Annotated in this window: 11 protein-coding genes; 2 read left to right on the forward strand and 9 right to left on the reverse strand. The window is 72.0% G+C overall.

All coding sequences use genetic code 11. The features are described 5' to 3' along the window. Positions 1 to 91 precede the first annotated feature (91 nt). The 6 genes from ABZ078_RS18680 to ABZ078_RS18705 form a co-directional block, all read right to left on the reverse strand. Positions 92 to 1,867: a serine/threonine-protein kinase gene (locus tag ABZ078_RS18680; RefSeq protein WP_356576545.1), complete on the reverse strand. Its 1,776-nt coding sequence runs from the start codon at positions 1,865 to 1,867 to the stop codon at positions 92 to 94. 38 nt (positions 1,868 to 1,905) lie between these two features. Further along, complete coding sequence (locus tag ABZ078_RS18685) at positions 1,906 to 3,624, reverse strand: serine/threonine-protein kinase (RefSeq protein ID WP_356576547.1); 1,719 nt, start codon at positions 3,622 to 3,624, stop codon at positions 1,906 to 1,908. 92 nt (positions 3,625 to 3,716) lie between these two features. Beyond that, the gene (locus tag ABZ078_RS18690) at positions 3,717 to 4,841 is read right to left on the reverse strand and encodes a serine/threonine-protein kinase (RefSeq protein ID WP_356576549.1); all 1,125 of its coding nucleotides are present in this window, start codon (positions 4,839 to 4,841) and stop codon (positions 3,717 to 3,719) included. 181 nt (positions 4,842 to 5,022) lie between these two features. Beyond that, positions 5,023 to 6,633, reverse strand: coding sequence for a serine/threonine-protein kinase (locus ABZ078_RS18695; protein WP_356576626.1), 1,611 nt, complete (start codon positions 6,631 to 6,633; stop codon positions 5,023 to 5,025). A gap of 208 nt (positions 6,634 to 6,841) precedes the next feature. Continuing rightward, entirely contained in the window at positions 6,842 to 9,535 is a 2,694-nt protein-coding gene (locus tag ABZ078_RS18700; protein WP_356576550.1) for a protein kinase, read from the reverse strand. Between the two features lie 185 nt (positions 9,536 to 9,720). Further along, positions 9,721 to 11,892: a serine/threonine-protein kinase gene (locus ABZ078_RS18705; RefSeq protein WP_356576552.1), complete on the reverse strand. Its 2,172-nt coding sequence runs from the start codon at positions 11,890 to 11,892 to the stop codon at positions 9,721 to 9,723. A 194-nt stretch (positions 11,893 to 12,086) separates the two neighbouring features. Between ABZ078_RS18705 and ABZ078_RS18710 the strand changes: the two genes are divergently transcribed. Then, positions 12,087 to 13,169 (forward strand): serine hydrolase domain-containing protein, encoded by a 1,083-nt coding sequence (locus tag ABZ078_RS18710; protein ID WP_356576554.1) that lies wholly within the window; start codon positions 12,087 to 12,089, stop codon positions 13,167 to 13,169. Between the two features lie 191 nt (positions 13,170 to 13,360). On the opposite strand, the gene ABZ078_RS18715 is transcribed toward ABZ078_RS18710, so the two are convergent. Beyond that, entirely contained in the window at positions 13,361 to 15,067 is a 1,707-nt protein-coding gene (locus ABZ078_RS18715; protein WP_356576555.1) for a glycerol-3-phosphate dehydrogenase/oxidase, read from the reverse strand. 261 nt (positions 15,068 to 15,328) lie between these two features. Here ABZ078_RS18715 and ABZ078_RS18720 point away from each other — a divergent pair, with 261 nt between their 5' ends. Then, on the forward strand, positions 15,329 to 16,537 hold the full coding sequence (locus ABZ078_RS18720) for a nucleotide sugar dehydrogenase (protein ID WP_356576557.1): 1,209 nt from the start codon (positions 15,329 to 15,331) through the stop codon (positions 16,535 to 16,537). A 743-nt stretch (positions 16,538 to 17,280) separates the two neighbouring features. Here ABZ078_RS18720 and ABZ078_RS18725 read toward each other — a convergent pair. Next, a complete protein-coding gene (locus ABZ078_RS18725; RefSeq protein WP_356576559.1) occupies positions 17,281 to 18,405 on the reverse strand; it encodes a GuaB3 family IMP dehydrogenase-related protein in 1,125 nt (374 codons plus the stop codon). A 105-nt stretch (positions 18,406 to 18,510) separates the two neighbouring features. Next, positions 18,511 to 20,013, reverse strand: a complete 1,503-nt coding sequence (guaB, locus tag ABZ078_RS18730; RefSeq protein ID WP_356576561.1) for an IMP dehydrogenase — start codon at positions 20,011 to 20,013, stop codon at positions 18,511 to 18,513. Positions 20,014 to 20,159: the final 146 nt, after the last annotated feature.

Consider the following 20,159-nt stretch of genomic DNA (forward strand, 5'->3'; position numbering starts at 1 on the left):
TTGTGTACCCGTCGGTAATGCGGATTCACCGACTACTCACATGCCGCCAGTGTCCACTGGCAACAAATGCGCTGATCAGGGCGTTGCCGAATCATTCGATCTCGAGTCGGTCACGGGCGCCCTTGAAGACCGCGGTGCCCTTCTTCTCCGTGGGTGTGCCCTTGGGCATGTCGACGCGCAGTTCGTACATGCGGTCGTCACCGGTGACCACGAACAGCTGCATGACGCGGGTCGGGGACTCCTCCATGGCATAGGTGGTGTCGGAGAGGACGGCGTCGTAGCCCTTGAAGGTGGTGCGGGTGGCCTGGGTGCTCGCGTCGTGGTTGTAGCTGTCCCAGGTGTCGTGCGCGTGCTGCGCCTGGTCCAGCAGCGGGCGGGGTGACTTGTCCCACTGGGTGAGGCGGACCTGGACGAGACCGATGTCGTAGACGACGAGCCGGGGCTGGTCGCTCCCGCTGCCCTCCCGTGCGGCCTCCTTGTACTCGGCGGGGAGGGAGAGGACTGCGGCCATGTCCTTCTCCCGGTGCGCGATCCAGGTGTCGGCGGGGGTTCGCTCCGGGGTCGTCGTGGCCGAACTGTGGGTGGGAGTCGTCTCCTTGGGGCCGTCGCCCTTGTCGACGAGGAAGGAGGAGGTGGTGAACCAGGTGCCGCCGACGAGGAGGGCACCCAGCACCGCGACGGGAATCGGGCGGAGGAGGACGCGGCCTCTGCGTAGCGGGGTGGCGGAGGTGGAGGTGGAGGTGGAGGCGGAGGTGGAGGTGGATGCCGAATCGGGGGGCGAACCGGAGGCCGACTCGGAAGTGGACTCGGTAGCGGGCTCGGTAGTGGGCTCGGGCGTCGGCTCCGCTATCGGCTCCGGCGGCGCTTCGGTCACCGGCTCTGCCGCCGGCCCGCCCGCCGGTCCGGACGCCGGTCCGGACGCCGCCGCACCTCCCAGCCGTACCGTCCCCGAGTCCTCCGTGAACTCCCGCAGCCCCGCGGCATCCTGTGGCCCTGCCCCCGTCGACCCCCCGGAGGGATCCGGCACCGGCCACCCCTCGGCCACCGCCTCCAGGACCGCCGCGGTCTCCTCCGCGCCGGGCCGCCGCTCGGGATCCTTCACCAGCAGCCGTACGATCAACGACCTCAGCGGCCCCGCCTGCTTCGGCTCGGGCGGGTCGGCGGAGAGGATCGCGGCGAGCGTGGACTCCAGGGTCGTACGGCGAAACGGCGACCAGCCCTCCACGGCGGCGTACAGGAGCACGCCCAGCGACCACAGGTCGGAGGCGGGACCGGCGCCGCGGCCGGACATCCGCTCGGGGGCGATGAACTCCAGGGAGCCGATGAACTCGCCGCTGACGGTGAGGGATTCCTCGCCCTGGACGTGAGCGATGCCGAAGTCGGTGAGGACGACGCGGCGGTGGGCGCCGAGCAGCACGTTGGCGGGTTTGACGTCCCGGTGCACGATGCCGACGGCGTGCGCGGCGCGCAGGGCGCCCAGGACGGCTGCGCCGATGCGGGCGGCCTCGGGTGCGTCGACCGGCCCGCGCCGCAGGGCCTCGTGGAGGGACTCGCCGCGCACCAACTCCATGACGATCCAGGGCAGTCCGTCCTCGGCGACGACGTCGTGGATGGAGACGGCCGCCGGATGGTCGACACGGGCCGCGGCGCGGGCCTCACGGTAGAGCCGGTGGGCGGCCCGCTGATGGACCGCGTCCTCCGGATCACCGGGCAGTCGCGGCTGCTTGACGGCGACTTCGCGCTCCACCAGTTCGTCCATCGCCCGCCAGACGATGCCCATCCCGCCGGAGCCGATGCGCTCGACCAACCGGTAACGCCCGCCGATCACCCGGCCCTTGTGGCCGGTGCCGCCACCGTCGTCGCTCATGCCTCATGCCTACCTTGCGAGGCCGACCGTTGGCCAGTTCAGAGCTTGTCGACGGCCAGGTTCGCGATCGCCGTCCGGGCCACCTCGCGTCCGCGGTCCGTGAAGTCGCCGGCGCCGGGGTAGCTGACGGTGAGCTCGTACATGTCGCCGGCGGAGGTCTTGTAGTAGAAGATCCGCATCTCGCGGGGGCGGGGGTTCTGGGTGTCGGTCGTGGTGTAGCGGACCGTGTTCTCGGCGGCCTTCCTGCCCTGGTACGTGGTCTGCTCGGGCTCCGTCTTCGGGTTCGCCGGCATGCTGACCTCGTACTCGCCGTTCTGCTTGAAGTCGCCGTCGTCGTCGTACATCTCGGCGGCCGCGGAACCGGCGATCGCGTTGCTGGAGTCCTCGGCCTTCTTGTCGAGCGTCAGACCGATCCAGATGGCGCCGCTCGCGTCGGTGTACGTGACCCAGTGGTCGTCGTCCGTGTCCTCGGGCACGGCCCGCTTGTACCCGTCGGGCACCGCCAGCGTCGCGGCCAGGGCCTCCTCCTGGCGTGTCTTCCAGCCGTCCGGCAGCGGTCCCGCGAACGGGTCGGCGAGCACCAGATACGCCGCCACCGCGCCCGCGACGACCGCCGCACCGAGACCGAGCAGCGCCTTGCGCCCCAGCCGGATGCCTCCTTTGACGCCCTCGGTGATCCGGACGACCTGCGTGGCGACCGGCGCCGGCGGGTTGGCCGCCTGTTCCAGCAGGGCACGCGTCTGCGCGGCGTTCGGGCGGCGTGCCGGGTCCTTCTGGAGGAGGCCGTTGATGACCTCGGCGAGCGGGCCCTGCGCGGAGGCGGGCGGCGCGGGCGTGGCGTTGAGGACGGACTGGAGGGTCGCCGGGGTGTTGCTGCGGCGGAACGGCGAGACGCCCTCCGACGCCGCGTACAGGACGACGCCCAGGGACCACAGGTCGCTCGCCGGGCCGGGCCGCTGGCCCAGCACCCGCTCGGGCGCGATGTACTCGGGCGAGCCGACGAAGCCGCCGGTGTCGGTGAGGTTGGTCTCGCCCTCGATCTGGGCGATGCCGAAGTCGGTGAGGACGACGCGGTCGTGGCGGCCGAGGAGGACGTTGTCCGGCTTGACGTCGCGGTGCAGGATGCCGGCCGCGTGCGCGGCCTCCAGTGCGCCCAGCACCTCCAGGCCGATTCTCGCCGCATCCCGGGCGCCGAGTGTGCCCTCCTGCAACAGATCGCCCAGCGAACGGCCCTGCACCAGCTCCATCACGATCCACGGCCGGTCGTCCACGACGGCGACGTCATGCACGTTCACGACCGCGGGATGGTCGAGCCGGGCCGCGGCGCGTGCCTCGCGGCGCATCCGCTCGTAGGCGTTGGCACGTTCGCGTTCGGGAAGGTGATCCGGTACGCGGGGCTCCTTGACGGCGACCTCCCGGTCCACCGTCTCGTCCTTGGCCCGCCAGACGGTGCCCATGCCGCCGTGCCCGAGCTTGGCGAGGAGTCGGTAGCGGCCGGCGATCAGGCGTCCGGTGCCGGGAGCCGGTTCGGTGGGCTGGGCGGGGGGCGCGGCCTGCCGGGCGGGGGGCGCGGCAGGCGGAGCGGAGGGCGCGGCAGGCGGAGCGGGGGGCGCGGCCTGGTGCGGCACGGCCCCGGTGGGCGCCGCGTACGGGTTGTCCGGATGCGGAACGGGCGCGGGCGGGTTCGGCTGCGGCGGTTGCAGTTCAAAACTCGTTGGCTCGTCGGACCGGTAAGGGGCTCCCCCGTTGCTGCTCATGGCTCCATCCATATCGCGGCAAGCGCTTCGGCATCCAGCGTGAATGCTTTCCGGTCACAGAGCCGTGACCCTGGTCGCCACTTATCTCCCCTTTAGCCGGGGTCGGTGGACGCGGTCGGCGGCGCGGTGGGGGTTGTCCCAGGTGACGGGGACGCGCTGGGCGTGCCGGTCGGGCTCGTCGTGGCGGACGGCCTGGGCGAGGTCTCCGGCGCCGAACTGGTCGGCAGCACACCCCCGTCCCCACCCCCGTTCACCAGCAGCGCCGCCGCCGACACCCCCGCCACCGCCGTCGCGGCGACCAGCACCACACCGGCCAGCATGCTGCGCGTGGAGTACCGGCGCTCCACGCTGCCGAACCGTTTCGACACCGGCGCGAGCCCCGTCTCCAGAAACTCCCGGAGCATCCGCTCGGCTTCCGCCGCATCAAGTCGCCGCCCCGGATCCCGCTCCAGGAGCCCCTGAACGACAGGCAGGATCGGCGCCGCCTGCGCGGGTGGACGAATCTCGTCGGACACGACGGCGAGCACGATGCCGCTCAACGAGTCGCGTCGAAAGGGCGATTCGCCACTGAGGGCCGCACACAGCAGCGCGCCCACCGACCACAGGTCGGAGGCGGGACCGGTCCGGGCCCCGGACATCCGCTCGGGCGCGGTGTACTCGGGCGAGCCGACGAAGGACCCGGACTCGGTGAGCGTGCTGGTGCCCCGCACCTGGGCGACGCCGAAGTCGGTGAGGACGACGCGGTCGGTGCCGTTCTCGATGAGCACGTTGGCCGGTTTGATGTCACGGTGCAGGACCCCGGCCCCGTGGGCCGTGCGCAGCGCGTTCAGCAGGTCGGCCCCGATCCGGGCGGCCTCCGGCGCGTCGACGGGCCCGTGCGTCGCGATCCGGTCGGCGAGGGAGTCGCCGTCGACCAACTCCATGACGATGTACGGGCGTTCGTCGTGTTCGACGACGTCATGGACGACGATGACGTGCGGATGGCTGAGCTGCGCGACCGCCTGGGCCTCGCGCAGCGTGCGCTCGCGCTGCCGCCGGGCCTCGGCCGCGGAGAGCGTCTCGTCGAGGGGGAGCTCCTTGACGGCCACTCCCCGCCCGAGCAACTGGTCGGTGGCCCGCCATACGACGCCCATGCCGCCGCGACCGAGGCGCTCCTCCAGGCGGTAACGCCCCGCGATCACACGGAAGTTGGCCCCCTCGGTCCCCATGCGCCCCATCATGCCGCACCGGACGGGCGCCCTCCGGGGCGGCGACCGGCCAACTATCCGCCGCCCCAAGACAGCCGACGGCACATTCCAGGGAACGCGGTGGCCGTCGGCACCCTCTGGACTGTCATTCGCCGGCGAGTCCACTCACCTAGGAGGAGACGGGAAACGCTCGGTACGAAGTCTTGTGGGATCAGCCCTCCTGGAAGCTTCGCAGGATCCAGTCGAAGTGCTTTCGGGTGGTCGCCCAGTCGACGGTCGGCGAGGCCGCGTAGATGGCGTACTCGGTGCCGTCACTGGCCATGTACCCGATGTCGATCGCACGGTAGGGCCCCGGGAAGTAGTGCGGCGAGTCCTTGGCCAGCGCGTTCCACGTGTACTCCCAGCGGACGCCGGGCAGGTCGCGGAAAAGCTCCTCCTTGAGGCTCAGCCGCTTGTAGTCCTGCAGCCGCCGTGAGACCAGCTGGTCCAGGTTTCTCATGTGCTCGTACGAGGTACGGAAGTCCGGCGCGGTGTCGACGGCGACCCGCACGAGGTGCTTGCCCTTGTCGGGCGAATAGTCGATCTGCTGCAAGCCGTCCTTGTTCTTGATGGAGACCGACCGCTCCCAGCCCTCGGGGAGGTAGAGGCTGAAACCCGCGGGATCGTCGTACTGCTTCCAGCCCGCGGGAACCGCCCCCTGCGGCCCCTCCGTCGGCGAGGTGCTGACGCCGGAGCTCGAGTTGGAACTCTGCGCGGAGCTGCCGTTGCCGGAGTTCCACTCGCGCCAAGCGACCGCGGTTCCCGCGCCGATGATCGCGGCGACGGCGACGACGAGGGCGACGGCGCGCAGACGGCGCCGCTTCTTCGGGGGCGCCGCGGACGAGCCCACGTGGGTGACGGCGGCCGGGTGCGGCCTGGTGACACCGGTCTGCGGCTGCTCGTGGCGCCCCTGCTGTCCGTACGACCCGTGCTGCGTCGGCACGAACGCCTGCGCTCCGTTCGGCCGCCGTCCCTCGGCCGCCTCGGCGAGCATCTGCTCAGCCTCGGCCGCGTCGGGGCGCATGGCTGGATCCTTGCGCAACAGGGCGGTGATCACGGGCGCGAGCGGGCCGGCGCTCTGGGGCTCGGCGGCCTCCTCCTCGACCACCGCCTGCATGGTGCCCAGCGGCGAGGTGCGGCGGAACGGCGAGCGGCCCTCCACGGCGGTGTACAGCGTCGCGCCGAGCGCCCACAGGTCGGAGGCGGGGCCCGGGTCGTGACCGCGGACACGCTCGGGGGCGAGGTAGTCGACCGAGCCGACCACCTCTCCGGTGCGGGTGATGGTGGTGTCGCCCTCGATCTGGGCGATACCGAAGTCGGTCAGCAGGACACGGCCGTCCTCCTCGGAGAGCAGGACGTTGCCGGGCTTGACGTCGCGGTGCAGGACGCCGGCGGTGTGGGCGGCGCGCAGGGCCCGCAGCACCCACAGGCCGATGCGCGCGGCCTCGGCCGGTTCGACGCGTCCGCGCTCCTTGACCGCGTCGGCCAGGGAGTGGCCCTCGACCAGCTCCATCACGATCCATGGCCGGCCGTCGTGCTCCAGCACGTCGTGCACGGTGACGACGGCGGAGTGGTTGATGCGCGCCGCGGCACGCGCCTCGGCGCGGGTGCGCGCGAGCAGCCGCTCCAGGTCACTCTCGGAGACGTAGAGCGCGGCGGTCAGCTCCTTGATCGCCACGGCCCGGTGCAGCACCTCATCATGCGCACGCCATACGCGGCCCATGCCGCCGCTGCCGATCGCGTCGGCGAGCCGATAGCGCCCCGACACGAGCTGGCCCTGCATCTGATTCACGTCGCCCCGCAATGTTCTTGACAGGGTCAGATTAGGGACCGGCCGACGGGACCGGAACCACGGGGGTACCAAGGAGACCGCACTGTGATGGTTGTCGCTTTCGCTGCCGCGAAGGAACCATCACACAGGGTTCGCAGGGAAAACCAGTCGGTGACCCGCACTACCTTCGGGAGGACTTTGGAGAGCGCCGACTCGGGTCTCAGCCTGTGAACTTGTAAGTCGCCGACGCCTGCTCGAACAACCGCGTCACCTCGTCCCGCTCGGCCTCCGGGCCGCGCACCTGCACCACGTGGTAGCGCCCCTCGATCAGGATCGCGAGGTTGCGCACGAACAGCTCGCGTCCCTGGTCGTCGGTCCAGGTGAACTGCCCCTCGGCCATCGACCGCTCCCCGACCTTGATGGTCTTCAGCCCACCGGAGGAGGCCCAGCTGGAGTCCCGGTACGGCTGCAGTTCCCGCTCGTGCTCCCGCTGGTAGACCATGGGATCGCTGCCGTACTCGTCCGCGGTGTCCCGCCCCGGTACGACGATGAGGTCGAAGTCGCCGTGCGCGTACACGACCTGTCCACGCCCGTTCTTCGGCGTGCGGTCCCAGCCGTTGGCCACGGCGACCTGGAATCCGGCCGCGTCGTCCCGCAGCGTGAAGCCGTCGGGGACCTCGGGACCCGTGGTCTGCGTCTCGTCCGAACCGGCCTCCTCGGAGGGGCCGGTGCCGGACCCCGGGGACGTCTGGTCGGGCCGCGGCTCACTGCTCGCGTCGGCGGTCCGCTCGGGCGTCGCCGGCTCGGCCTGGCCCGCGGCGCCGGTGCGACCGGCGTCGGCCGTGGCGCCGTCGCCCTGGTCGGCCTTGGGCATGAACAGCACGGCGTACGCGATCGCGGCGGCCATGCCGAGCAGGACGAGCAGCAGCAGCGTACGGCCGAGCCGCTTCGGTGAACGGGTCCCCTGCCTGGCCCGCTTGTGCCGTCCATGATGTGCGGGCAGCCCGGCACGCCGTCGGCGCACCAACTCGCCCCGACGCCGCACGATCGGCAGCCGGTCCGGGTCGGCCGGCGGGACGGCGACGACATGCGCACCGGCCTCCGGCTCGGGCGCCGACCGCACGAGTGAGCGCAGCCAGCCGCGCAGCTCCTCGAAGTCGAGGCGCTCGGTGGGGTCCTGGCGCAGCAGCGACTCCACGACGGGCCGCAGCGGCCCGCACTCCTCGGCGTAGGCGGGTGGCTCCGCGCACACCATCTGCACCAGCTCGGCCGTCGACTCCTCGGGATACGGCGCATGCCCCTGCACGGCCCGGAACAGCAACGCCCCCAACGCCCACAGGTCGGTCGCCGGCCCGATCGGCGCGGCCAGCTGCCAGTTCTCATGCACAGGCCCGGCCTGCTCCGGCGCCCACCGCTCGGTCACGGGCCCGACCACAGCCATCCGCGCCTGCCGAGCCCGCTCCGCGGCGAGCGCGGTCGTGGGACCACGGCGAGCGGGGGTGCCGGTACCGGTGCCGGTGCCTGTGCCTGTGCCTGTGCCGGTTACGAGGTCGTCCCAGCGGGTCGGGGGGTGGGGGCCACTGAGGGCGGGGGGTGGGGTGGCGCCTGCCGTCGCGGGGCCGCCCTGGGCGGGGATGGCCCGCGTGGGAGCGCTAGGGGAGGCGGAGCCGGGTGCGGAGGCGCCCGTGTCGGGAGGCGTGCCGAGGCCAGGCGGCCGGGTGCACGGCTCCACCGGGGGCAGTGCCGTACGGTCGCGGTTCTCGTCCGTCGGCGCCCCGCCGACCCCGCTTCGGGGCGCGGCGCCGTGCCATGACGTGGCCTGCACGCCGTACGGGTCGGCTATCCGGCCCGGGGACGCGGCCGTGCCGCCGCCCGAGGGGTACGGCTGCCGCGCCGGGCCGTCGGCCGGCGCGGCGGGGCCGCCTTCGGGCGCGGGGTGGGCCCCGGGCAACGCGGCCCGGCCGTTGTGCTGCGCCTCCTGCACCCGGGCCGCGGCACGTGCCCCCGCCCGATACGCGGCGATCGCTCCGGCTCGCGCGGCCCTGATGTCGTCGCCGGTTTCGAGGGCACCGCGCGGTGCCTCACCGGGCGCCCCGGCCCCGCTGCCCGCGTCGGCACCGGGCACCGGCAGCCCTCCGGTGGCACGCGCCTCGATGGCCGCACGCCGGGCGGCCTCGGGATCGGCGCCCCCGGCGCCGGGGCCGCCCCTCTCACCGAACCCGCCACCCGAAACCGGTCCGCCACCGAACGTCCCGGCCCCGGAGCCGTCGTAGCCGTCACCGTCCTCGACCGGCACCGGGTCATACCCGCACAGCGCCTCCTCGGCGGCCCCGACCGCGAGCCCGGTGAGCATCACCCGCCCGTCGTCGCAGACGAGCACCGTGCGCGCGGTGATGTTCCTGTGGACCCAGCCATGGGCGTGCAGCACGCGCAGCGCCGTGAGGACGTCGGCGGCGACCTCGGCCGCCCGATACGGCGTCAGCGGTTTCTCGGCGAGCAGCGCGGCCAGCGGACGCGCGGCCACCAACTCGCTCACTATCCACAGCGACCCGCCGTCGGCGAACACGTCGAAGACCTGGTCCAGCCGAGGATGGTCGGGGATCCGCGCCGCGGCCTGCGCCGCCTCCACCGCCCGCCGCACGGCGGGGTCGCTGGGCCGGCGGGCACTCGAACGCGCCGAGGTCCGTCGTCCCACCCCACGGTCCCGTACGTCCCGCGCGGTGAAGCCGTCCGGCAGCCCCTCGGCGTCGAGCACCTCCGCCTCGACGACCTCGGGCAACGGCACCTGCCGGACGAGCACTTCCTGCCCGCTGTAGGTGTCGAAGGCCCGGCTCTCGGTGAGTTCGTACTCGTCGGAGGGCGGCAGCGGCAGGCGGTAGCGGTCGGCGAGCACCCGACCCGCATAGTCGTCCACGTTGCCTCCCCCGGCCGCCCGGTTGGTCAATTCCGCTCGCCTTGCGTCCCGTTCCGGACGCACGACTGCATGCGTACGGTCCGCAAGCCCTCACGATACGTGCCGGAGGTAACCTGCAAAGAGAGGTTGCCGTATCTCACGGCTCAAACCCGGCCGTCCGCCCCCCGCCCCGGAAACCGCTCACTTCACGACTTCGGCTTGAAGGACTCCCTCAGCGTCCGCCACGTGTCCTTGCGCAGGCCGCTGTCCCAATTGGCGTCTTTCGCCGTGTACATCAGCGCGTATCCGAGATTGTCGTTCACGACGAACCCACGGTCGATCGTCCGGTACTTCGTCCCGCCCTCGACATAGGTGAACTCCCAGTCGGCCGTGTTCCAGCCGCGGTAGTCCACCCCTTCTATGCGGATCCTCTTGTACTGCGAGCGCACCATGTACCGCTCCTGGTTCTTCCAGTCCGCCACCGGGTCGCCCTTCGGCGTGGACGTCCAGGCGATGAGCAGCTTCTGCCCCTCGGGCCCGGTGAACCGGTCCCCCGCCGACCCCGTGGACCGGAACTCCCATCCCTCGGGCAGCCCGATCGAGTAGCCCTGGCTCCCCTTGTGCGTCGACGCGACCGTCCTGTCGCTCCCGGCTCCCGTCTCGGCACCGCTCTCGCCGGTCGCGCTCGCCCCGGCGCTCGGCTTCCGGCCGGTCTCCCCGGAACCGGATCCCGACCCGGCCGTCACGGGCCCGGACTCCGCCCCGTCCGTGTGCGTACCGGCCTTCTCGTCCTGCTTGGTGCCGACACCCGCCCCGGCGCTGGCGGAGGCCTTGTCCCCGCCCTTCGCCGACGCCTTCGTGCCGTCGCCGCCGCCGTACGTGAGGGCCAGCACCGTACCGATCACGGCGAGCACCACGACCACCGCGATGATCACCAACGTCCGCTTCGGCACCACGTCGGTGAGCGGCGCCCTCGGCACGGGCCGCGGCGGAAGATCCGGCGGCGGTACCACGGGCCACCCCGAACTGCGCCCCGCGCTCTGGCCGTTGGCCGTCTTCGCGTCCCGCTCGCCGACCCCCGTGCCGGCATGAGCTCCGGCACCGGCAGCGGCAGCGGAACCCGCGCCGGCCTCGGACCCGGCACCGGAGGGCCGGACCGAACTCCCCGCCCCCGACGACGCCTCGGCCCCGGCCGCTCCCACGGACGATCCACCGGCCACTGCCTCGCGGTCCGGTGCCTCGGCCCCCGGAACGGCCGTGTCCTCCCCGGACTTGGCACGACCCGCGACCGCCCCGGCCGCCCCCGCGCTCACCGCGGCCTTCCGCACGGAACGCAGCGCCCCGCGCAACCGCTCAGCGGCCTCCTCACCCCGCTTGCCCCCGAACACGGAACCGGAGCCGGATCCGGACTCGGCACCCGAACGGCCCTTGCCCCCAGCCCTGTCAGGCTGCGGCGGCAGCGGCACGACCTTCGTCGCGTCCATCGCACGATCCGGCTCGTCCTTGGGCTCGGGTGCATGGATGACCGCGTTGAGCATCGCGCGCGCACCGGCGTCGTCGAGCCGCTTGGCGGGGTCCTTGGTGAGCAGGCCGTAGATGACGTCCTTCAGCGGTCCCGCGTTCTTCGGCTCCTCCAGCGGCTCGGTCATCACCGCCGTGAGCGTGGCGATGGCGGAGCCCTTGTCGTACGGAGGCGCACCCTCGACCGACGCGTACAACAGCCCGCCCAGCGACCAGAGGTCGGCCGCCGGGCCCGGCTTGTGGCCGCGGGCCCGTTCCGGGGAGATGTAGGAGGGCGCGCCGACGAGCATGCCGGTCGAGGTGATGGACGGGTCGCCCTCGACCTGGGCGATGCCGAAGTCGGTGAGCACGACCCGGTCGGTGTCGGACTCCAGCAGGACGTTCGACGGCTTCACGTCACGGTGCAGGATGCCCTCGCGGTGCGCGGACCGCAGCACGTCGAGGATGGCCAGACCGACCTCGGCCGCCCGCTTCGGCTTCAGCAGGCCGTCCTCCCGGATGACCTCGGCGAGCGACTTGCCCTCGACGAGTTCCATCACGATCCACGGCCGGTCGTCCTCCTCGACCACGTCGAAGACCGTCACCGCGCTGTTGTTGCGGATTCGCGCGATCGCCTTGGCCTCACGCAAGGTGCGCGTGATCAGCCGCCGCTTCTCCTCCTCGTCGATGTCCGACGGGAACCGCAGCTCCTTGACGGCGACCGTCCGTCCGAGGGTCTCGTCCTCGGCACGCCACACCGTGCCCATGCCGCCCCGGCCGAGCACCTCTCCCAGCCGGTACCGCCCCGCGAGGAGACGCTCGTGGTTGTCCTGACGAGTGTCCTGACGTGATGTCCCCGCCCGCTCCGCCTCCGACATGCGTCCCCTCATACAACCCGCCCTGACAGAGCCTCCATTGTCTCTCACCCGACAAGCGCCCGACGCCCAGGGTGCCCGTCGCACCCCCGCAGCACCGCACGGCCCGGACCTCCCGCCCGCGACACGCCCCGGCCCCGCTGAATCGCACATTCCGCTGCCCGGCATGATGGCCCGCGGCAAGGGAAGGGACCCGCATGGCACGACCGGCGACGCCGCTGTTTCGAACGCTCCTGGGCGTACCTGTGTGCCTGTGCCTCCTCACTCTGGTGTCCGTGGCGCTCCTCGGTCTGGCCCCGGCCGCCTCTCCGACGCCTCCGGCACGGGCGACGGGCGCCCTCCTTCCGCTGCTCGTCACCCGGGGCAAAGCCCCCGCCGCGGCCCTGCTGGCCCGCGACGGGACCGGCACCCGCTACGCCCAGGCCGGCCAGGGCATCGCCGGTGCCGACCACTTCCGCGCCGGCAGCATCACGAAGACCTTCATCGCGACGGTCGTCCTGCAACTGGCAGCCGAGCGACGGCTGTCCCTCTCCGACACGGTGGAGCAGCACCTGCCGGGACTGGTGCGCGGAGCGGGCAACGACGGGCGCGCGCTGACCCTTCGTTCCCTGCTCACCCACACCAGTGGCCTGTACGACTTCACCGCCGAGACCCGGGGCACCGTCCCCCTGACCCCGCTTCAGGCCGTACGCATCGCACTCACCCACCCCCCTGCCGCCTCCGGCACGTACTCCTACTCGAACACCAACTACGTCCTGCTCGGCCTGGTCATCGAGCAGGTCACCGGCCGCTCCTACGCCGCCGAGGCCGAGCGCCGCCTGATCGCTCCGCTGGGTCTGACCGGCACCTCCTTCCCTGGCTCCCGTACCTCGCTCCCCTCCCCCCACGGCCGTGCCTACGCCGCCGACGGGACCGACGTCACCGCCCTCGATCCCCGGGTGGCCGGCGCGGCCGGCGAGCTGGTGACCACGCTCGCCGACCTCGACCGCTTCTACGCCGCGCTGCTCGGCGGCCGGCTGCTGCCCCCGCGCAGGCTGCGCGAGATGCTCGACACCCGTGCCGCGCATGGCTCGTACGGCATGGGGCTCTTTCCCTCGAAGTTGCCGTGCGGCACCGTCGTGTGGGGGCACAACGGGCGCATCTCCGGCAGCTACGTGCGCTCCGCGGCCACCGTCGGCGGTCGTCGTGTCCTGACCTTCCGGGTGAACACGACGGCGATCGCAGATCCCGGTCTCGAACCCCGGCTGCTCGCCGCCGAGTTCTGCCCTCGCACCTCGTAGAACGGTCGCGGCACGAGCGGAGATCCTGTCACCCGCCACTCGTTCGGGTGAGGTTCCGCCGGTGCCGGCGCGGGCGGCACCGCGCGGGCGGCACCGGGCGCGGGCGGCACCCGTCGGCTCGCGACCACGACCACCGCCAGTTCGATCCGCCGCAGTCCTGCCGCGAGCACTGCCGCAGGACTGCCGCAGTACTACAGCGGCACGATGTCCGGTGCCCCCAACCGCGCCGCGTCCGCCGTCAGGTCGTCCGGCTGCCGCTGCGACTCCCGCTCGGCCTCCACCCGCTTCTGGTAGTGCTCCACCTCGCGCTCGATGTGGTCCGCGTCCCAGCCCAGCACCGGCGCCATCAATTCGGCAGCCTCGCGCGCGCACCGCGTCCCCCGGTCGAACGTCTCGATGGAGATCCGTGTCCGCCGCGTCAGCACGTCGTCCAGGTGCCTCGCGCCCTCGTGCGAGGCGGCGTACACGATCTCGGCGCGCAGATAGTCGTCGGCGGACTGCACGGGCGCGCCCAGTGCGGGATTCGCGGTGATGAGTTCGAGCACCTCCTCCGCCAGCGACCCGTACCGGTTCAACAGGTGCTCGACGCGCACCACATGAAGGCCCGTCCGCGCCGCGATCCGCGCCCGCGCGTTCCACAGCGCCCGGTACCCCTCCGCGCCCAGCAGCGGAATGTCCTCCGTCACGCACTCGGCGACCCGCATGTCGAGACCGTGCACCGCCGCGTCCACCGCGTCCTTGGCCATCACGCGGTACGTCGTGTACTTGCCGCCGGCCACGACGACGAGCCCGGGCACGGGGTGCGCCACGGTGTGCTCGCGCGACAGCTTGCTGGTGGCGTCCGACTCCCCGGCGAGCAGGGGCCGCAGTCCGGCGTAGACGCCCTCCACGTCGTCGCGGGTCAAGGGCACCGCGAGCACCGAGTTCACGTGTTCCAGCAGGTAGTCGATGTCCGCGCTGGACGCGGCCGGGTGGGCCTTGTCGAGGTCCCAGTCGGTGTCGGTGGTGCCGACGATCCAGTGCCGGCCCCAGGGGATGACGAACAGCACGGACTTCTCGGTGCGCAGGATGAGTCCCGTCGAGGAGTGGATGCGGTCCTTGGGCACGACGAGGTGGATGCCCTTGGAGGCGCGCACGTGGAACTGCCCGCGCTCCCCCACCATCGACTGCGTGTCGTCGGTCCACACCCCCGTCGCGTTGACGACCTGCTGGGCGCGGATCTCGTACTCCCCGCCCGCCTCGACGTCCTGCACGCGGGCCCCGACGACACGCTCTCCCTCGCGCAGGAACCCGGTCACGCGTGCGCGGTTGGCGACTTTCGCGCCGTAGGCCGCCGCCGTACGCACGAGGGTGGCCACATAGCGGGCGTCGTCCATCTGCGCGTCGTAGTACTGCAACGCGCCGACCAGCGCGTCCTTCTTCAGGGCGGGGGCGACGCGCAGGGCGTGACCGCGGCTCAGGTGGCGGTGCACGGGCAGGCCGCGTCCGTGACCGCGGGCCATCGACATGGCGTCGTAGAGCGCGACGCCCGAGCCGGCGTACAGGCGCTCCCAGCCCTTGTGTCGCAGGGGGTACAGGAACGGCACCGGCTTCACCAGGTGCGGGGCGAGCCGCTCCAGCAGCAGGCCGCGCTCCTTCAGCGCCTCCCGGACGAGCGCGAAGTCGAGCATCTCCAGATAGCGCAGGCCGCCGTGGATCAGTTTGCTGGACCTGCTGGAGGTGCCGGACGCCCAGTCACGGGCCTCGACCAGGCCGGTGGACAGTCCGCGGGTCGCCGCGTCGAGGGCGGTACCCGCGCCCACGACACCGCCGCCCACGACCAGTAGGTCCAGCTCGCGCTCGGCCATTGCTGCGAGGGACTCGGCGCGCTCCGCCGGCCCCAGTGTCGCTGTCCTCACGCTGCCTCCCGCTCATCGGTCGCGTAGGCCGCACCCGTCGGGCGAAGCCCGGTTCGTACCTCCCCTGCCCAAAATTCTGACCGGGTTGCCCGACTTCAGCCACTACTCGCCCCGGCCTGTGGACAACACTCCGGGAAACGCGATCATCCAATCCCGCAAATCGGTCATATTTACTCCTAGTCTGACATTGCGCTCCCTCGTTCTGTCCCCAGGGCTTGCGCACCTGCCCCGCTTCGGTTACTGGGAAGGACGGCCCACGCCATGCCCGCAGATCTCGCCGTCATCGGACTCGGCCCGTACGGCCTGCCCCTGGCCCAGGCCGCCGTCGCCGCCGGCATCCGCACGCTCGGTTACCGGACCGGGCCCGAGGCCGGCTCCATCAGCCCCGCGGAACTGCGCCGGATGCTTTCGGGGGGCTTCCAGCACGCCACCAGCCCCGCCGAGCTCGGCCGCGTGCGCACCGCCGTCATCTGCGCGCCGACGCCGCGCGGCGCGGACGGCGGGCTCGACCTGAGCCAGGTGGAGGCGGCCGCCCGCACCCTGGCCGAGCGGCTGCGCCCGCACACCACCGTCATCCTGGAGTCGGCCGTGCCCCCGGGCACCACCGAGAGCGTCCTGCGCCCGCTCCTCGAAGAGGGCTCGGGGCTGTGCGCCGGCCGCGACTTCCACCTGGCCTACTCGCCCAGCCGCATCGACCCCGGCAACCGCGACTTCACACCCGCCAACACCCCCAAGGTGATCGGCGGCCTCACGCCCGCGTGCACCGAGTCGGCGGCTGCCTTCTACGGCCGTCTCACCGACAAGGTGGTACGCGCGCGTGGCCTGCGCGAGGCGGAGACCGTGCAGGTGCTGGAGACCAACTTCCGGCACGTCAACATCGCCCTCGTCAACGAAATGGCCGTCCTCTGCCATGACTTGGGCGTCGATCTGTGGGACGTCATCCGCTGCGCGGAGACCAAGCCGTTCGGCTTCCACGCCTTCCGCCCCGGCCCCGGCGTCGGCGGCCACGCCGTCCCCCAGGACCTCACCGGCCCGGCCGGCCGCACCCTGCGCATGGTCGAACTCGCCCAGCAGGTCAACAGCCAGATGCCCCGCTACGTCGTCCAGCGCGCCGCCACCCTCCTCAACGAGCACGGCAAGTCCGCGCGCGGCGCCCGCGTCCTCCTCCTCGGCGTCACCTACAAGCCCGACCTCGCCGACCAGCAGTCCAACCCCGCCGAGGAGGTCGCCGTCCGCCTGCTGCAACTGGGCGCCTCCATCAGCTACCACGACCCGTTCGTCCCGTCCTGGAGCGTCCTGGACCGGCCGGTCCCCCGCGCGGACGCGCTGTACGAGGCTGTCGCGGACGCCGACCTGACGATCCTGCTCCAGCAGCACCGGACGTACGACCTGCAAGGGCTGTCGGTGAAGGCGCAGCTGTTGCTGGACACGCGGGGGGCGGCGCCCACGGGGGCGGCGCATCGGTTGTGAAGGGGGGCGCGTGGGCGGGGCGGGCACCCGGGGCTGGTGGCATGCGGGGCGCGGCGCGGGTACCTTACGGAGACAGGTGGAGCCCACCGCAGTGGCTGCTGCGGCAGGCTCCTGGATGGATCACGGAGTGTCCGCCCCTAGGTTGTTTGGGGGCGGCCGCTCACCATCCGCCAACAAGGTGGAGCCCACCGCAGTGGCTTCTGCGGCAGGCTCCTGGATGGATCACGGAGTGTCCGCCCCTAGGTTGTGTGGGGGCGGCCGCTCACCATCCGCCAACAAGGTGGAGCCCACCGCAGTGGCTCCTGCGGCAGGCTCCTGGATGGATCACGGAGTGTCCGCCCCTACGTTGCATGGGGGCGGCCGCTCACCATCCGAAAATCCGCAAGATCCACCTCCTCCGGCACTTCACCGTCCACAGACGGATCCGGTCCCAGCGGGTGGGCTTGCGGTGGCGACCCATCGGCGCCCCCTTCCACGACACCGCCCAGTAGCCCGGTGGACGGTCCGTCGGAATCGGTCCGGGCCCCGAGGGCGGGGTCCGGACCAGGTCCTTGGAAGGGGGCGCTCCAGCAACCTGGGGCGCCGATACGGACGTTATCGCTCTCGGCCCGGCTGACCAGGCCGTATCCGGTCCGGACGCAACCACGCGCCCCCGCGCCACGCCACACGCCCCGCGGGGCGCCCACGGCACGCGAAGGGGCCGGTCACCTCGCAGGCGACCGGCCCCCATCACGCCGTACGGACTACCGCATGTGCTGCGAGTCCGCCACCGTCACCTCGACCCGCTGGAACTCCTTCAGCTCGCTGTACCCGGTCGTGGCCATGGCCCGGCGCAGCGCGCCGAAGAAGTTCATCGAACCGTCGGGAGTGTGCGACGGGCCCGCCAGCACCTCCTCGATCGTGCCGACCGTGCCCAGGTTCACCTTCTTGCCGCGCGGCAGCTCCTCGTTCACGGCCTCCATGCCCCAGTGGTTGCCCTGGCCCGGCGCGTCGGTGGCGCGCGCGAGCGGGGAGCCCATCATCACGGCGTCGGCGCCGCAGGCGATGGCCTTGGGCAGGTCGCCGGACCAGCCGACGCCGCCGTCCGCGATCACGTGCACGTACCGGCCGCCGGACTCGTCCATGTAGTCCCGGCGGGCCGCCGCGACGTCCGCGACGGCCGTGGCCATCGGGACGCGGATGCCGAGCACGTTGCGCGTGGTGTGCGCGGCGCCGCCGCCGAAGCCGACCAGGACGCCCGCCGCGCCGGTGCGCATCAGGTGCAGGGCAGCGGTGTAGGTGGCGCAGCCGCCGACGATCACCGGGACGTCGAGCTCGTAGATGAACTGCTTCAGGTTCAGCGGCTCGTGCGAGGACGAGACGTGCTCCGCGGAGACCGTCGTGCCGCGGATGACGAAGATGTCCACGCCCGCGTCGACGACGGCCTTGGAGAACTGGGCCGTGCGCTGCGGGGAGAGCGCGGCCGCGGTGACCACGCCCGAGTCGCGCACCTCCTTGATGCGCTGCCCGATCAGCTCCTCCTTGATGGGAGCGGCGTAGATCTCCTGGAGGCGACGCGTCGCCGTGTCGGCGTCCAGCCCGACGATCTCGTCGAGCAGCGGCTGCGGGTCCTCGTACCGCGTCCACAGACCCTCGAGGTTCAGCACGCCCAGGCCGCCGAGCTCGCCGATGCGGATCGCGGTGGCCGGGGAGACGACCGAGTCCATGGGGGCGGCCAGGAAGGGCAGCTCGAAGCGGTAGGCGTCGATCTGCCAGGCGATCGAGACCTCCTTCGGGTCCCGCGTACGACGGCTCGGGACGACGGCGATGTCGTCGAAGGCGTACGCCCGGCGGCCGCGCTTGCCGCGCCCGATCTCGATCTCAGTCACGTCTGTGGCCTTTCCCTGATGCGTTTCAGCGTCTTCCAGTATCGCCGACGGGCACGACGAGGGCGGCCCCGGATGTTCCGGGGCCGCCCTCGGGAAGCCTGGCGACTACTTCCGGCTGTAGTTCGGCGCCTCGACCGTCATCTGGATGTCGTGCGGGTGGCTCTCCTTCAGGCCCGCGGAGGTGATTCGCACGAAGCGGCCCTTGGTCTCCATCTCCGCGATGGTCGCCGCGCCCACGTAGCCCATGGTCTGACGCAGACCGCCGACGAGCTGGTGCAGCACGTTGGCCAGCGGGCCGCGGTAGGGCACCTGGCCCTCGATGCCCTCGGGCACGAGCTTGTCGTCGGAGGCGACCTCGGCCTGGAAGTAGCGGTCCTTCGAGTACGACCGGCCCTGACCACGGGACTGCATGGCGCCCAGCGATCCCATGCCGCGGTACGACTTGAACTGCTTGCCGTTGATGAACTGCAGCTCGCCGGGCGACTCCTCGCAGCCCGCGAGCAGCGAGCCCAGCATCACGGTGTCGGCGCCGGCGGCGAGCGCCTTGCCGATGTCGCCGGAGTACTGCAGGCCGCCGTCGCCGATCAGCGGGATACCCGCCGGGCGGGCGGCCAGGGACGCCTCGTAGATGGCGGTGACCTGCGGGACGCCGATGCCGGCGACCACGCGGGTGGTGCAGATCGAACCCGGTCCGACCCCGACCTTGATGCCGTCGACACCGGCGTCGATCAGCGCCTGGGCGCCGTCGCGGGTGGCGACGTTGCCGCCGATCACGTCGACCTTCACGCTCGACTTGATCTTCGACATCCAGCTCAGGGCGTTGCTGTTGTGGCCGTGCGAGGTGTCGACGACCAGGAAGTCCACACCGACCTCGGCGAGCGCCTGGGCGCGCTCCAGCGCCTCGGGGCTGGCGCCGACGGCGGCGCCGACGAGGAGACGGCCCTCGGCGTCCTTGGCGGCGTTGGGGTACTTCTCCGCCTTGACGAAGTCCTTGACCGTGATCAGTCCCTTGAGGACGCCCGCCTCGTCGACCAGGGGAAGCTTCTCGATCTTGTGGCGGCGCAGCAGCTCCATCGCGTCGCTGCCGGAGATGCCGACCTGGCCGGTGACCAGCGGCATCGGCGTCATGACCTCGCGCACCTGACGGCTGCGGTCCGACTCGAAGGCCATGTCACGGTTGGTGACGATGCCGAGGAGCTTGCCGGCCGGATCGGTGACCGGGACGCCGCTGATGCGGAACTTGGCGCACAGGGCGTCGGCCTCGGCGAGGGTCGCCTCCGGGTGCACCGTGATCGGGTCGGTGACCATGCCGGACTCGGACCGCTTCACCAGGTCGACCTGGTTGACCTGGTCCTCGACGGAGAGGTTGCGGTGCAGCACGCCGACGCCGCCCAGGCGGGCCATCGCGATCGCCATGCGGGACTCGGTCACCTTGTCCATGGCCGCCGAGAGCAGCGGGATGTTCACCTGGACATTGCGGGAGATGCGGGACGAGGTGTCGACCGCGCCCGGGAGCACCTCGGATGCGCCCGGCAGCAGCAGCACGTCGTCGTAGGTCAGCCCGAGTGTCGCGAATTTCTCGGGCACTCCGTCGACGTTGGCAGTCATGACACCTTCCCCAAATGGCCTTGATCGGTGCGGATGTCCATGCTAACGGGAAGCATGGCTGACTCATTCCACGGTTCTGGGTGACTCCGGGCTTCGTATGTTCGTACGGAACCGCGGAGAAGCCTGTTCATTTGGGGCGCGCTCAA

The organism is Streptomyces sp. NPDC006385 (assembly GCF_040612485.1).
Lineage (GTDB): Bacteria > Actinomycetota > Actinomycetes > Streptomycetales > Streptomycetaceae > Streptomyces.